This window comes from Paenibacillus psychroresistens (genome assembly GCF_009728935.1).
GTDB classification, from domain to species: domain Bacteria; phylum Bacillota; class Bacilli; order Paenibacillales; family NBRC-103111; genus Paenibacillus_AC; species Paenibacillus_AC psychroresistens.
The window spans coordinates 6604066-6621375 of record NZ_CP034235.1; the positions used below are offsets into that span (position 1 = coordinate 6604066).

A 17310-nucleotide genomic window follows, 5' to 3' on the forward strand; every position below is an offset into this window, starting at 1 on the left:
TGATTGTAAACTATAAAAATTTTCATACAGCCGTAGGTCAATTTAAATTATGGATAAAATAACGAGAAACTACGCTATGAAAAAAGGAAGAACCTCCGTTTATGAAAAGCACGGAGGTTCGCCTTTTTTAAATTAATAAAATGCCGCTTATCATCCCTGTGCACCTGTTGGTGGATTGTAATTGATGAATATATTCGCTGGAGCATAATTATTGTATATGCTGACTTTCCCAGCGGTTATACCGCCTAGATTCACCGTGCCCGAAATATTGTTATTGAAATTAAGCTGATTTAATGCGCCAATAAAGTTACCGATATTTACGGGAGCACCAATGCCATGGAAGTTTACGGAATCTCTAGAAAGCATCGATTTGCCAACGGTTAAACCGTTACCGGATATTTGGTTATGCATATCAATGCCGCCTTTTCCATAATAAGAGCCTTGGATCGCCACTTTATTGAAGGTTGAAAACTGTGAGTTGCCCGTGACATATACGGATTTGCCAATCGTGAAGCTTGTATAATTCCCGCTGCTTGGCATAAAATCCAGCGTGCTGCTCACATTGCCTAAAACCGCTAACGACGAGAAGCCATGAAAGCTGATGCCATGCCCGATTAGATCGCCATTGATTTGGCCCGCTGCAATATTGCTGCCTTGGAAGGCAACGCTTCCCTGAGAGCTCAAGCTGCCATCGATCGTAAACGAGCCTACGCTTGAATTAAATGTAATACCCCCTGCCGCAATCACGTTGCCATGAATCGTCAAACCGTTAATGTAACCGGTAAAGACAAGTGGTCCGTTACACACAACATCCCCATAAATGGTCAGGTTCGTTGTTGCTCCGATGGTACAGGAGGTTCCGCCGTAGATTGCCGTGCTTCCTACGGTCGTTGAATCACCAATGGACATCGTCCCATATGCATTAGCTATTGAAACCGAGCCTGCATAAACCTGTTTCGGCAATGCCATTGTACTGCTGTTTTGCGAAACGGATTTGTTCCCCGCTGTAACCGAACTTGGCGTTACAACTGCCTGTGGCAAAGGCTGCGCACTGAATTGTTGATCAAAATAGCTGGTGAAAGCTAAAGCAAAATTCGGATTCAATGTGTATCCTCCAGCAGGATTGGATATCTCTGCTGTCCCTGTTCCTGTGACACCTGACACAACATTATTCTGGAATAATGGTGGAATTGTTGGCGTAGGAGTAGGTGTCGGACTTGGTGTCGGTGTTGGAGTAGACTCAAATGGTATGCTGATATAATCGAGATTTACCGCACCAATATCTCCTGCATCAAACTTGTAGGCGATTGTGTTAACACCGGCCTGCAAGGTTAATGTATTCGTTTTGTAGCCCCACGTATCCCAGCTGCCTGTTCCTGGCAATGCGGTCCTCTTGATCTTAACGCCATTCACATAAACACTTAAGGATGATGTGTTATTACCGTTAGCGTAGCGCAATGAGATATCCTTGTTTCCCGCTGTCGCCAGATTTAACGTGAAGGTAGTTGTAGCGCCAGCATTCCCATACCCGTCAACAAACCCGGCTCCGGAATAATCGGTATGGTCCGTATTGATCGATGCCCCATTTGCAAGCTCAGCGCTTTCCGCCTCATACTTGGTTCCTGGCTCAGGAGCAGGCGACACATCAAATGCTATTTTAATATAATCGAGATTCACGGCACCAATGTCATCTGCATCATACTTGTAGGTAATCGTATTATTCCCTGCATTTAAAGCCAAGTTCGCCGTTTTGTATCCCCATGCATCCCAGCTTCCTGTACCCGGCAAGCTGATCTGGTTAATCTTCACACCATTCACATAAACACTTAAGGATGATGTGTTATTGCCGTTGGCGTAGCGCAAGGTGACATCCTTGTTTCCTGCAGTCGCCGCATTTACTGTGAAAGTAGTTAAAGCGCCAGCATTTCCATACCCGCCGACAAATCCAGCTCCCGAATAATCCGTGTGGTCCGTATTGACCGCAGCCCCATTCGCAAGTGCCGCATCTTCCGCCTCATACTTGGTTCCCGGATCAGGCACTGGCTCCGGCGTTGGTGTCGGTGTTGGAACCGGAGTTGGCGTCGGTGTTGGCGTTGCAGTCGGTGATCCAGTCGGTACTGGCGTTGGAGTCGGCACCGGCGTAGTAGCCTCTTCAATCGGCACACTCACAAAATCAAGATTTACAGCACCGGTATCGCTTGTGTCGTACTTATAGGTAATTGTATTATCCCCTGCATTCAGTGTTAATGCCTGTGTATCGTAGCTCCAGCTATCGAAACCGCCTGTAGCAGGCAAGCTAATCTGCCTGATCTTGGCCTCATTAACAAAAACACTTACAATCGAGGTGCTATCATTTGCATATCGCAATGTGATATCCTTGCTGCCTTCCGTTGCCGCATTCACAGCAAAGGCAGCGGCAGCGCCAGCATTCTCAAACCCGCCGGCAAATCCGGTTCCGGAATAACCGGTATGGTCTGTTTTTGCAACGGCTCCTCCTGTCAGCAAAGCATTTTCCGCTTCATATTTGGAGCCGGTATGAATAACAACCCTGTCAGAAGTAATATAAGTGTTACCTGAGTTAGCATTCTTCGTTCCGGTAATGCGGACTTTAACCGTATGGCTGCCATAGGCTAATACAGGGCTGGTGTAGAGCAACGTATTAACCATCCTCACCTCACTGTAGCTGTCCACCAATGTTTCTGCTCCACCGTCAATGGATATCGCTGCGATCCCGAAGGAGCTATTCTTCTCCCCGTACACTTTGATCTGGCTTCCGGTAAACCTGATCTGATAATAATCATTGGCCGCATTATCGTAATGGTCCGTTTCCAGATAAGCTTGCGGATTCGCGCTTGCAGACCATGCGCCTACGTATTCATATTGGTTTTGCCCGGTGCCTGTCACATCATCATTGACCGTTACAGTGCCTGGTGGCGGCGTAACCCCGAGTGTGACGACAACTCTATCGGCAGTAGTATAAGTATTGCCTGAGCTGGCATTCTTCGTTCCGGTAATCCGGACTTTAACCGTATGGCCGCTATTTGCCAATGTTGGGCTGGTATAAAGCAATGTATTAACCAGTCTGGTGGCACTATAAAGATCCACAAGCGTTTCCGGTCCGCCATCAACGGACACAGCGACGATACCGAATGAGCTGTTTTTCTCGCCATATACTTTCACTTGGCTGCCTGTGAACCTGATCTGGTAGTAGTCATTCGTTACGTTATCGTAGTGGTCCGTTTGCATATAGGCTTGCGTATTCGCGCTTGCAGACCATGAGCCTACATATTCATATTGGTTTTCTCCGGTGCCTGTTTCATCGTCATTGATTGTGACGATACCCGTTGTAATGACAACTCTGTCGGCAGTCGTATAAGTATTGTTTGAACTTGCATTCTTCGTTCCAGTAACTCTGACTTTTACGATATGGCTGCTATTGGTTAGCGTAGAGCTCGCATAAAGCAACGTATTGACGACCCTGGTCGAGCTATACAGATCCACCAAAGTTTCTGGTCCACCGTCAACGGATACCGCAATGATACCGAAAGAAGCATTTTTCTCGCCGTATACCTTCACTTGGCTTCCAGTAAACCTGATCTGGTAGTAATCATCGGCCGCATTATCGTAGTGGTCCGTTTGCAAATACGCTTCTGTATTCGCACTTGCGGACCAGGCTCCCACGTACTCATATTGATTTTCTCCAGTGCCTGTCACATCATCATTGACCGTTACAGTACCTGGAGCCGATGTATCCGTTGGCGTTGGGGCCGGTGTTGGAATCGGCAATTCGGTGGCGTAATATCCTGGCACATAACCCGCTGCTGAGTAGCCCGGAATCCAATCCGTATCGCCACTCTCATACGCACCAATGTCCGGGGCGCTTCCTTTAAATCCATCAGTTACACCTGCAATCTCAGCCCCTGTGTCAACTGCCGGCGAATTCGTTTTCAAGCGATACTTCAGCCCGCCGTTACCCTCGTTCAGAAACTCGGGATACGTGGTTTTATTGAGCGAATGCGTCGAATTATTGACGACAAGCACCTCATCACGGTAAATATTGTTGGTCAGTATATCGGTTTGTCCGTTTTGGTAGGTCACGTAAGAAGCATAGTTCGTTGACCCGAACGTATTATTGTAGAGTGTGAAGACCTGCGGAGTAACACTGTTCTCGGCATGCTGGTCATAATAATCTGTCATGTTGTTCCAGAGCACATTATGGTCTGATTGCACCGGTCCGGCACCTTGGTCAAAATATATCCCTGTTTGGATACCCTGCCCATCCAAAAGTGCTTTCGAATCATGGATCCAGTTGTGGTGGACACGAGTTCCGCTCAGATTAGAATCACCCCATGAATAGATCGCGCCCATGTCCATGTTAAGCATCCCATAGTGGTACATATCGTTATAGCCGATATTGAGGTTTTGATTGCTTGGCGGACGCAAGTCGATGCTTGACCGTCCCGTTCTGTAGATCGTATTGTAAGTAATCTGTTGCCCAGCAGTCCCGCTGACTGGCGCAATCGCGCTGGCATAGGATCCATCATAGTCGATGTCATGCACCAGATTATTGGTCGCGATGTTGCCTGCCCCTAACACAATTCCCATGTTGGAGCTGTATGCAACCTCACTGTTCTTGATGATGCTGTTAGCTCCCATCAAGCGGATACCTGCGGCTCCTACATTTGTAATGACTTGCCCAGTATGCGAGTAATTAACGTCGGAATCCGTTAAGGTCACATCGTGGTTGATGTATTTGGCATTCAATCCATCCAATGTAATGTTCGTGCTGCTCGTGTTCGTCGTGATCGACGCTGCGAACAAATTAATCTTCTGGATCGTGATATAGGATCGATTGCTCAAATCAAAAGCATAATTCCGTTTCTTTACTTCCACAGTAGAGGGAGTTCCTCCGCCTGACTGCCACAGATAAAGCTCCGTGCCGTCGTAGAACCATTCCTTCTCCACATCTAATGCTCCCAGCTTCCCGGTCAGATAGTAGTACTTTCTGAAATCCGGAGCGATCGAACCGCCTGAGAGTGTAAGCTGTGAACCTGTACTGGCGGTAATGTTGCGGGTTTGCGAGATAAACCAGCCATTCGTCCAGATTGTGCCGCCTGCCCAACCGCCGCTTATACTCGGAATGCTTGCATCAGTAAGCGTCTGGGTACCTGATGTTGACCAAGTAGCCGCCAACCCGTCGCGTAAATTATTCCGGTTGAATAAATCATCGGAATCGGGAAGATTCGGCCAGCGTGCCTCAATCATCATCTTACTGTTAACAAACACCTGATTCGCCATCAGAGTGGTATTGTTGGTCATATTGGCATTATAGCCATTGGTCATCGCAATCGTCTTCTTGTAGATATTGCCGCTGTGAACCGACCAACCGCCATCAGCGATATCCGCTCCGCTTACCGTTACTACGGCAGCTCCATCCGGCTGATAAACGATTGGATTGCCGGCTGTGCCGGAATTGGCTGGTAGGATCGTTTCCCGGTAAATGCCAGTACGGATATTGATCGTATCCCCGGCTACTGCCACGTTGGCAGCCTTCTGGATCGTCGCAAAAGGCTGGGAAGGTGTACCCGGATTGCTGTCAGAAGCACCCGCTCCGCCTACGAAATAGAGCGTTCCAGCCGCATGTACATAGTGTGTAATCCCAAATGGAGCTACAGGTGCAATAAAAGCGCTAATAAGAATAATAATTGCCAATTTAATCAACTTTTTGTTTAAACTCAGCTTTAGTAAATGCATGTCAATTAATACCTCCTCAAATTTGTGCTGCATTATAACCATTTAAATGTGAATCCTCATATGGATTCTAGAGAAAGCACCACTCCTTTCAGATCTGATCATACAGTTTAACTCTCTACTTAAGACTAGTTAGAATGCAATACAGTGACAAGTGACTATCCCCCATATCAGTGCGTAATCCGATACAACTTAGCCTAAGCCATTTAAAAAAGGCAAATGACTTAAGCCAATAATAGCGCGTAATCCGCTAGAACTTAGCTCCCATCCATTACTCTGTAATACGAACGAAGTCCCCGATCATTGAATGACCGGAGGACTCTGTTAATCATGTTGACAACCTGCTAAGGAGTTATAACCACTCTGTCGGCTACAAGCCAGTAAGACGATGAGCTGGCATTCTTCGTCCCAGTTACCCTGACCTTAAGCGTATGACTGCCGCTTGTTAATGTAGGGCTCGTAAATACTAATGTATTTAATAATTTGGTTGCATTGTAATGATCCACATTGGTCTCTGTCCCACCGTCAATGGAATAGGCGGCAATACCTGAAGAAGTGAATTTTTGCGAATAGACGGTAATCTTCGTTCCTGTAAAATCTACGTTATAGTAATCATTGGTGGTGCCAGAGTAGTGTTCATTATCCAAGTACGCTCCAACACTCGCTCCTGAAGCCCAGCCTGCACCCACATACTCAAACTGATTCTGTCCGGTGCCAGTCACCGTGTCATTGATTGTTGTCGTTGGCGGCGGAGTTGGCGTTGGTGTCGGCGTTGGTGTCGGCGTTGGTGTCGGCGTTGGTGTCGGCGTGCCTGATGTCGTTACGGTATATTTGTCGATATCCCCCGCAGGAGTGTCGGCTGCATCTCTTTGAATCTTGATCGTGTTGCCGGTTCCAGAATTAAGTGTAATCGGTATAGATGCCGTATCCGCAAACGTATTCCAGCTTCCGGTATTGGCAAAGCTTGTTTGCTGGATTTTCACTCCATTAACGTATAAGCTCAATGTCTTCACACCACCGGAACCATTAGAGAATCGGACAACAAGCGTTGCGCTTCCTCCGGCACCACCGTTTACATTGCTAACCTGGGAGTAAGCCCCTACTGCATTAATGCCACCAACCACTAAACCGTTCGATGCATTAGATGCGCTTTGCTGGCCAGATCCGCCTGCATAAGTTCCGCCTTCTGCTTCATAAACCGTTGTTCCGCCTGGAGGAGGTGTCGGACTTGGTGTAGGCGTTGGTGTTGGTCCACCACCTGCAACATAGCCAGGAACCCAATCTGTTCCAAGGTACTCATATGCGCCTTTGTCAGGATTACTCCCCACATATCCGTCTGTTACCCCTGCAATGACAGCCCCGGTGTCCTTAGCTGGGGATCCCGATTGTATGCGGAAATCAAGTCCTGCCGTTCCTGCACCTACGAATAACGGGTTTGTCCCCATATTAAGGGATGTTGTCGAAGGATCGATATTAGTTTCTGGAACCACAAGCCCATTTATATTAATTATTTCGTCACGGTAAATATTGTTCTTCATGCTGTCATTGGCATAACCGGCAGAATAACTTACATATGAAGCGTAGGAAGAAGTAGCCATAGTGTTGTTGTAGATTTTCTGAGAGTCGGCTGAAGTTAAATGCTGTACGTAGTAGTCGGCTGTCACGTTATTCCAGAGTACATTATGATCTGACTGTGTCGGGCCAGCACCCTGGTCAAAATAAATTCCAACTTGTATTCCTTCCGCACCGAGAACGGCTTTAGAATCGTGGATCCAGTTGTGATGGATGCGTGTTCCAGTCAAATTCGCTTCATCCCAAGAATAGATCGCACCCAAGTCTTGGCTGATCATCCCGAAGTCATACATATTGTTATAGCCGATATTCACGTTCTGGTTGCTCGGCGGCCGCATGTCGATACTGGATCGCCCCGTTCTATAGATCGTGTTGTACGTAATCTGCTGCCCACTGGTCCCGCTGAGCGGCGCAATTGCACTGGCATATGAACCGTCATAATCGATATCATGTACCAGATTATTAGTCGCCGTGTTGCCCGCTCCCAGCATAATCCCCATACCGGAGCTGAACGAAATATCGCTGTTCTTGATAATGCTGTTAGCCCCCATCAGGCGAATGCCTGTAGCTCCAGTCGTAGTGTCGCTTTGTCCAGTGTGCGAATAGGTCACTTCAGATTCTGTCAGGGTCACTCCATGGTTAATATATTTGGCAGTCAACCCATCCAATGTAATATTGGTGCTGCTCGAGTTTGAGATAATTGTAGCCGCGAATATCTTCAAATTCTTGACTGTAGTATAGGATCTGTTGCTAAGATCGAAAGCGTAGTTGCGCTTCTTCACTTCAACGTTGGTCGGACTTCCACCGCCCGGCTGATATAGATAAAGCTTGGTGCCGTCGTAGAACCATTCCTTTGCTACATCCAACGCTCCGAGCTTGCCGGTCAAGTAATAAAATTTTCTAAATTTCCCATCCCCAGGACTGATGAGACCGCCATCCATAGTAATCAACGGGCCTGCATGAGCTGTAATGTTGCGTGTTTGGGTATAATACCAGCCATTGACCCAAATGGTACCGCCTACCCAGCCTCCAGCAATGTTTGGAATGCCGCTGTCGTTAACCGTCTGCGATCCTGTTGTTGACCAAGTACCAAGTGTTGCATTTCGATAATCATTGCGGTTGAATAGATCATCCGAATTGGGCAAATTGGGCCAGCGAGCCTGGATCATCATGGCACCGTTAACAAACACCTGATTGGCCAACAACGTCGTGTTATTGGTCATATAGTTGTTGTAGCCATTCGTCATCGTCATCGTCCGCTCATAGATGTTTCCGCTGTACATAGACCAGCTGCCATTAGCCGTGTCGGCTCCACTAACTGTAACAACTTCATTATTATACGGCTGGTACGTAATTGGATTGCCTGATGTACCAGAGTTCGTAGGCGTTATCGTCTCGCGGTAAGTGCCTGTGCGAATGTTGACCGTATCCCCGGCAACGGCAACCGTTGCTGCTTTCTGAATCGTCAGGAAAGGTGATGCCAAAGTACCTGCGTTCGTATCAAGGCCTGTAGTGGCTACATAATAAGAGGTTGCTGCCTCTGCCTTGTCTATGTTCGTTATTAATAGGCCAAATACCATTACAAGTGATAAAACAAGCATGTTAAATTTTTTCAACATATCTTCATACCTCCATTTTTTATTCTGAGCTCATCTTGATTTAATATTAATGTCAACCTCCTAGAATGAAAGCGCTTAATAAAAAAATCAGATTAGTTGAATATCCGCCCCCTTCGTTAAAATAGTAATCCTTGGCTATATCAGGATTAATAAATGCCTGATATAGCCAAGGTAATCTCATTGTGAACTGATATGTTTTAGTTCAGAATCCCTGCATTTTCTTTCGCGAAGTAATCATTAATATCTTTTAGTGTTGCTGGTGTTGCGCCGCTTGCAATTGCCTGATCGCTGAACGTTTTCCATAATGCTTCGAATTGTGCGTCATTCTTAGCTGTCATTGTTTTGGTTAAGACCTTTTCTAAAGCATCTCTACCCTTCCAAAACTCATTAGCAGAAGGAACTGTGGAAAAGAATGCCCAAATGGCTGAATCTACTTTGAGAGTTGTCGCCATATCTGCTTGCGTATTCCCTGGTAAATTGCCCGGATCAAAGAATGCCAAAGCATCTCCAGGACTTCTCACCTTTTCATACGTATACAGTGGAGCGACTTTGCCATTTCCCCACATGTAAGTCGGGTAATACGGCCAAGTGTTGCCAAACCCATTAGTGGAAGCTAATCTTGTATTGTTAAGATTGTATTTAACCGAGCTGCCATTGTCCTTATTGTAAACCATGGCATCTTCTAAATCCTTATCCTTGAAAGTCCTTTTCCCATCAACTTCATTGAAAAGACCGGCACTTTTGGGACCCCAAGTATACATTTTCTCTCCAACCTCGGACATCATATAATCCAGGTAACGAATAATTTGCGGCAGATCTTCTTCTTTTACTTTATCTTTAAAAATAAGAATGCTGTAATTAATTCCTGTAGGTCCGGACGGTGAGATGAATTTATCTGTCTGAACCGGAGAATCCAACCAAACCTTTCTATATCTGAAGGTTTTACCAGCAGCTTTCAGCTTGGTTTCATCTGGAGTATCATTGAGATAAACGACAGCATATTGACCATTATTTAAATTTTCAAGATGCGTAGCGTTATTCTCAAGCAATGAATTGGGATCCATAATTTTATCTTGAACCAATTTATTAAATCCCTTCACAGCTTGCTTGAAAAAATCCTGTTGAAACATTAACTTCAAGCTTTTTGATGTTTTATCATAGTAAGTAAAATAATTATTATTTGCCGGAATTCTTTCTAGAGTTGGAAGCAATGAAGTAAAAGCACTCCAGTTATCCCCTCCGCCATATGCGTAGGAAACCTGCAAAGGCTTGCCATTCTCCTTGATTCCTTCTTTTTTAATCAAAGCCTGGATATCATATAGCATTTTGAAGACATCATCTTTTGTCTTAAGCGGGATATCAAACAGATCTTCCTTCGTGAACTTCCCGTTCTTCACATATAAGTCGTCAATTTCATTTTGCGTTTTTGCAGTTGGATACAGCTTTTTAATAATGTCATCTCTCACATAGATGAAGCCGCTTGGACCATTCTGAGCATTGGGGCTTATATAAGAAGGATCCATTTTCTTTAAAGATTTGTCAGGATCACCAAGCATAGTTGGAAAGCCGAACGTTTCACCCGTTTGATTATTGTTTGTGATTTGTTCTTTTATTAACGGAAATAGATCCGCTGGCATTCTTTTCGCCATATTAGGAGCGTATTGCTTAATAAGCTCAGTCAGATCATAAACCTTGCCTGCCGCCAGCAAATCCTTGAATGGCCCTAATCCTGAAGAAAAAGCAATATCCGGCCAGTCATTGGATGCATTCAGCATCCCCATTTTCACTGTATTTTCATTTCCTCCATTATCGAAGGATGCATCTTTATCCAATTCAATGCCCGTTACCCGCTTGAATTCTGGGGAAACAACATCTGATTCGGATGTTGTACGCTTGGCATCGCCTGTACCATGTGCATACCACACCTTCAATTTCAGCTGCTTTCCAGTCCAATCCGGCAATTCCGAGCTGTCCTGCACCTTGTCATACATATCATAATACTTGCCAGCTTCTGCTGGTGCTTGTGACTCCGTTGCTGCCTGAGTTGCAGCCGGTGAGTTTGCAGCTGGTGAGTTTGCAGCTGTTGTAGCAGTTACCGCTGGTTTAGGATCCTTTGTACAGCCTGCAAAAGTGGTTAATGTAAACGCAAGTATAAGTATTAAACTGGAAATTTTCGTAAAACTCTTATTCATTGTCCATCCTCCTGTTTTTTTGTCCATTTATTTGACTAAGCTTGGCATTCCAAAAACAAATATGTAATGCTTAAATTGTCTGACTAATCCCCAATAATGTATCTTAAAAGCTGCAGCATTGCTTTTATTAGCCTCATCTCCCCTAATTTTGTTTCTCTCCTATAGACTAGTTAGAAAGCCTATCAGCGACAAGTGACAATCCCCCATATCAGTGCGCATTCCGATATAACTTTGCTCTAAATGGTAAAAAGTGGTTAGTGACTTTCTCCAAGATTAGTGCTCATTCCTATATATCAAAACAAAAAACATCCCATTCCACTTATCAAAGTGAACCGGGATGCGCTTTTTCTTGCAAATGTTATTTGATTTTAAAGCGTTGTGCATACAGTTCACTAGCTTCTTCGGTTAATTGTTTTCCGCCATGGGAGTCCAGCCATAGGAGATAATCATCATAAGCGGATAAAGGTGCATTGCCGATAATGATCGATACAAAGGTTTCTACCCACTTTTCAATAAGGCTTTGCTCTAACACATTAGTTGACGGTAATTCAAGCGCGAAAGTAACATCCGGTTTCCCCGAGTATTTTTCCTTCCATTCTTTTACCATGACGGGATCCAAAAACTTGTTGACTATTTCCGTCTCGCCGAAGGGGCCAAACAACCCGATTCCGGCTCCGAGTGCCCCCATCGCAGAGCTTTCCGCAGAAAGCGGGGAGTTGTAGGGCGGAAGCTGATTCGGAACACCGTCAATTATGGTGTATGATTTGCCCTCCTCTCCCCACTGAGTCAGCTTATAGAGCTCTTCATCGGAAGCAATCGCTTCAAGGATTTGCAATATTTTATTGACCTTCTTTGGGTCAGCCTTTAGATCGGACGATAGAGCGACAAAGTTTTGACGCTTGCCCCAAGACCATATGCCGGCATGTCCATTTGGTCCCTTTGGAGCGGTCGTATTCACATATTGAACGCTGGGCAATGCCTTTTGCAAAGCATTCGGTTCCTTGGCAACGACATCACCGATTCCTTTCGTTGTCATGACGATCCTTCCCGAATAGTAACTGGCGTCGATTTGTTGAGATCGATCTGTAACGAATCTCGGATCAATATATCCCAATTTATACCATTCAGCAAGCTTTGCCAATGCTTCTCTCGTTCCAGGCAAAGTCTCACCGCGGACTACCTTGCCCTGAGCATCCAGCTGCCAGGAGCCTGGCATTGATCCATATGCGCCGAAGAGCCAGGTAAACTGGTTGTGCGAGAATTGAATGTCCGGAGCAGAGAACATATACAGTTCTTTAAGTTCAGGATTGGTTTGGGCAATGATCTCCAATTTCTTATCCGAAATAATACGGAATGCATCGTCATATTCCGCAATAGTAGCGGGTACCTTGGCAATGCCTGCAAGGTCAAGAATATCCTTGCGCCAGGTCATTTCCGCATCCCAAGGCACGATAGACAGATATTGCGGAATTCCATAATTCTTATTATTGGTTTTGGTCAAACCCCATAAGCTTGGGTCTGAATAGTTAATTGAATTTGTAATATGGGGCATTTGCTCCTTCAGCAGCTCGAGCGGAAGCTCAAGGGTAAAGCCTGTGTTTGCAAAAGAACTCACATCCCTTGGATCAGCAAGCCTTATTATATCCGGTAAATCATTGGTGGTCGCCATTAGCTTCAGCTTATCCATGTTGGCATTAACTAAAGTAATTTTTACATTGAATTTCTTTTCGAGCATTCGCTCCACATAAGTATCCGCTTCAATATTCTGGAGCTGAAATGAACCATGCCATTTAATCTCATAGATTTGGTCATCGGTTGTATTGGATATTGTCTCAGCCGGTGAACGGGTTGGCGTAGTGGCTGCAGAATCCAGGCTCGAAATTCCGTTGCAGCCTGCAGCCGCTGCGACTAATAGTATTATTAAACACAACCCGACCATTCGTTTTAAGCTAATAACCATAATTGTGACCCCCTTGACTTAAACTATCTTGTTTAACGAGACTTTTTTTCTAAATTCGCCCGGCGTGTATCCAGTATGATCCTTAAATAATCGGTAAAATGCACGCGGGTTGGTGTACCCTACTCGTATGGAGATATCATTGATTCCGATATTTGTATTCAGGAGCAGTTCATTTGCTTTCTGGATTCTGATCCGGACGATTTGCTCTCCTAACCCAATTCCTGTTATGTTTTTGCAAATTTTACTCAAATAAGTGGGATGCATAAAAGCTTTCGCGGCAAGAGATTCCAAAGTGATGTTCTTCTCAATATTCTCCTCTATATAAATCAAAAGTTTATCGATAAGCTCCTGATGAATGTGACTTTTCTTATGATCTAATTTTACAAGCAATTCTTGGGCTAACCGAATCATTTCCGTTTGCATTTCTACCATAGTTGCTATTTGACTTACATTGCGATCAAAGCTAAAATCCTCGCCAAATACTTCTGAGATCGGAATGAGCGACTCGTTGGAAATATCCGAAATGCAAGCAATATATTGGAGAAAAATAAACTGTAAGTCCACCTGCGTAATCCCGACAAATGAAATGTTCTCGATAATTTGCGAAATACAGTCCTCAATTTTATCCCATTCATTCATGCGCAGATATATCTTTAATTGTTCTTTAATCTCGGTCCATTGTATGGTTTTACTATCAAATAATTTAACATCATCAATTACAGCTACATTCTGATAATAGGTAATGCTCCCCTTTCCAAAATAGACCCTGTATGAATTCGCAATGATCGCCTGCTGATAGGCCGTTTTAATGGCATGAATATCTTTAACAGCTGCACTGAATCCGATACTGGTGGAAATGCCAAGCAGCCTCTCAATCTCAGCCTGTGCTAATCTGCTTAGCTCTTCGATTTTCCTGACACTTTCATGATCGTCAACACTTTGCACACCTTCGGAGAAGTTGAGTACGCTTACAATACGATAAGGCTCGATCCGGCAAGTCATAGCAAAGCCAAATTCACCGAATACCTCCTCTGTAATATTTTCAATCGCAAAGTACATTAATTCTTGCTCAAGCGATGTAAACTTCTTATTAAACTCGTGAATCCCCTCAATCTCCATAAAAATTACCGAATAATTTTCGTGTAGAAGCGGCATTCTTACCTTTTCCGGGACCTCAAATGATTGGAAACCAGCGATATCTCCATTAATCAAGCAGGACAATTGCTTTTGTTTAAACAGATTTTGATTTGTACGTATAGTATGGATATATTCTTTATTTTCCAAATTCAAATTTTTAAAGATTTGCTCCAAATAATTATAATCATCCATCGGCAATTCTGCAGTTTCATTGGGTTCGCCTACCAATTGTCGAATATGTCTTATTAGATTGCCCATCGGTTTATATATATTTTTCGAACCCAACCAAGCTGCAATACCACCAGAAATGCTGAATGCCAAGCAAAGGATAAGCACGCTCCAAAGTAAAATACGATTATTTTCGGTAATCAATTGTTTGGGAATGACATAGTGGTACTTCAATCCGGAGAGTTTAGATTCGGCTACGATATCAAAATATTTCCCCGCTTTATTACCGGAAATAATTTTCTGAAAGATATCAGCCCTTTCGTTGGTTAACATCTCATCCTTCCGGTTCGTTACAAACAGATAGCCGTATTTATCGTTCCCGCTATCTTTGGCATAGGTTATTTTACTCAGATCAATATCAATTACGATGTAGCCGGAATGTCCGCTGGTTGCCGAAGAGCGAATGATGTAACTGAGGTTCTCTTGGCCGTTGCTGCTGGTTCGTTTGAAAAACCCGTTGATGATCAGACTATTGCCTTGATTTTCAAACATCTTTAACAAGTATGGGTCAGTAAAATCTTCAAAATTATAGATCGAGCCCATTTCTGAGGAAAATAGCTTTTGAGAGGAGGTATCAACCAAATAAAAATTTTTAAGCCAGTTTTCGTTCGCGAGCTTCTTCCTGCCCAGTGAATCATAAAGCTCAAAAATTTTGGTTGTATGAGGCGCTTGTCTAATAATTTCACTATAGTTGTTATAATTCAGCAGAAGCTCAAAAATAAAAGCTTGCATCTGTTGAAACATGACATCATGGGTGCTTAAGGTTTGATTTAACAGCTGCTTGCTATAATTTTCTGCTTGCCTCTTCGCATTGTTAATCGAATATTGATACGAGAAAAAGCTGGATACAATTACCGGTAAGATCGTAATTGCCAGAAGTATGGTAAGCAATTTAATAAATCCATGCCGTTTCCACCCATTTTTTGAACTCATAAGAAAGCCCCCCGTTTTTTTCTAGGCGTGAGGTTGCCCATCTTAATCTTATCCCAATTATGCAGCCTTTTATAGTAAATAAACGGATATCTTATAACGTAATATAGAAAAATCTCCGTTTATAATAAACGGAGATTTACTTTACTCAACCCTTGATTGCCCCAACCGTTAAAGCATTTAATAGATATTTTTGGGTAAACATGAAAAAGATCAGAACAGGAATTGTGGCAATTAAACAAATTGTAGATACTGGCCCCCACGCTGTTGTGGTGTAAGACGTACTCCCGATAAAGCTGCGGAAGTTGTAGATTTCAAGCATTAATGTATGCACCTTGCCATTATTCAAGAAAATTAACGGCCCCTGCAAATCATTCCAATACCAGAATACCTCAACAACGACTACAGTTGCGGTTGCCGGCAGCAATAAGGGGAAAATAATTAGAATAAATGTTTTTAGTCTGCTGCACCCATCTATCGAAGCCGCCTCTTCCAGCTGTCTCGGGATCGACTTGGTAAACCCTGCATAAATTAAAGATGTGTAGGAAACATTGCCAGCCACATAGAGCAGAATAAGATAAGGGATTGTATTAATTATATGGAGGGTTGTTCCAAGCCTAAACAACACTACCATATTAGCCTGTGTAGGAATAATCAAAGCAAATACAAAAATATAATACATGCTTTTAAACAAGAATTCATTGGATCTGCTAACCACATACCCTGCCATAGAAGAAACAATAATCAGAATAAAAAGTGTAACCACACAGATAAGAACGGTATTAAGCAAAGCAGTAAAAAAGGTGGGAGAAGAAAATACCAAGCGATAATTGCTAAAATCAAGAAAGTTAGGGATATAGCTCGGATCAAAGATATACTTCTCTTCCTTAAAGGTGGAAACGAACAAGACGAAAAATGGATAGATAAAGAATAAAGCTAATATATACATCAATAGTGTGTAAATACTCGTCGACAGTTTTGATTGCTTTAAGCTTTTCAATATTCCACCTCTCTAGATCTTGTCAGCTTGAGCTGAACAAAGGAAATGATAATAATGATGAACATCAGCACAACCCCAGTTGTAGTTGCATATCCAGCAGCGTTAAATTGAAAAGCTTGATTATAGATCAGCATGGTTGGAGTTAGGGTTGCGTTACCCGGTCCACCTTTAGTCATAATAAATGGCAGATCAAACAGCTTGAGCATACCTGATATTTGGAAAAAAGAGACGATCGTTACCGTAGGCATAAGCAAAGGAACGGTGATATGACGAAATTTGGTCCAGAGGGTAACTCCATCCAGATCTCCAGCTTCGTTTAATTCGGCAGGAATACTGCCCAAACCAGCCATATAAAAAACGATTGAATTCCCCATACCTTGCCAAATAATAATGAACAGCAGAACCCAAATGGTCTTATCATAGTCTCCGAGCCAATCTGTTGTCAGCCCTTCTAAATTTAACCAAAGCAATAAATTATTCAGAATACCGTCGTAGGCAAGAATGATTACCCATATGTTCGAAATAACAACTAAACTGATAATAGTAGGAATATAAAAGATAGTTCGCAGCAAGGTACGTCCCTTAATGACCTTGGAGCATAATAACATAGCCAAAATTAAGGACAGAGGGTTCATAATCAATATCCCCGCAAATGTGAGCATGAAGATATTCTTTAAGGATTGAATGAATATAGTATCCTCGAACAAGTCTTTATAATTTTTTAAACCAATAAAATTCGGCTTTGAGATTCCATTCCAATCGGTAAGAGAATAATAAATACTAGATAAAAATGGATATAAGACAAAAATCGCTAATAGAATGGCAACAGGAGTAATAAATAAGATTCGATAGAGATAATCGATTTGATTTTTTTTCATCATTAACCGCCTAACCAGATTGCATTATTTATTAAAAAACGCT

General features: G+C 43.4%; 7 protein-coding genes. All 7 read right to left on the minus strand.

Annotated elements, in window-relative coordinates:
* Positions 1-150: 150 nt before the first annotated feature.
* The 7 genes from EHS13_RS29900 to EHS13_RS29930 all read right to left on the minus strand — a co-directional run bounded on the left by EHS13_RS29900 (position 151) and on the right by EHS13_RS29930 (position 17270).
* Positions 151-5754, minus strand: coding sequence for a CBM35 domain-containing protein (locus tag EHS13_RS29900; RefSeq protein WP_162463317.1), 5604 nt, complete (start codon positions 5752-5754; stop codon positions 151-153).
* 341 nt (positions 5755-6095) lie between these two features.
* The gene (locus EHS13_RS36320) at positions 6096-8942 is read right to left on the minus strand and encodes a right-handed parallel beta-helix repeat-containing protein (RefSeq protein ID WP_162463318.1); all 2847 of its coding nucleotides are present in this window, start codon (positions 8940-8942) and stop codon (positions 6096-6098) included.
* Positions 8943-9139: 197 nt separating this feature from the next.
* A complete protein-coding gene (locus tag EHS13_RS29910; protein ID WP_155703880.1) occupies positions 9140-11134 on the minus strand; it encodes a type 2 periplasmic-binding domain-containing protein in 1995 nt (664 codons plus the stop codon).
* A 358-nt stretch (positions 11135-11492) separates the two neighbouring features.
* Complete coding sequence (locus tag EHS13_RS29915) at positions 11493-13094, minus strand: extracellular solute-binding protein (protein WP_155703881.1); 1602 nt, start codon at positions 13092-13094, stop codon at positions 11493-11495.
* Between the two features lie 18 nt (positions 13095-13112).
* The gene (locus EHS13_RS29920) at positions 13113-15392 is read right to left on the minus strand and encodes a helix-turn-helix domain-containing protein (protein WP_155703882.1); all 2280 of its coding nucleotides are present in this window, start codon (positions 15390-15392) and stop codon (positions 13113-13115) included.
* Between the two features lie 145 nt (positions 15393-15537).
* Complete coding sequence (locus EHS13_RS29925) at positions 15538-16389, minus strand: carbohydrate ABC transporter permease (RefSeq protein ID WP_155703883.1); 852 nt, start codon at positions 16387-16389, stop codon at positions 15538-15540.
* Complete coding sequence (locus EHS13_RS29930) at positions 16386-17270, minus strand: carbohydrate ABC transporter permease (RefSeq protein WP_155703884.1); 885 nt, start codon at positions 17268-17270, stop codon at positions 16386-16388. Before EHS13_RS29930 ends, EHS13_RS29925 begins: the two co-directional genes overlap by 4 nt.
* Between the last annotated feature and the right edge of the window lie 40 nt (positions 17271-17310).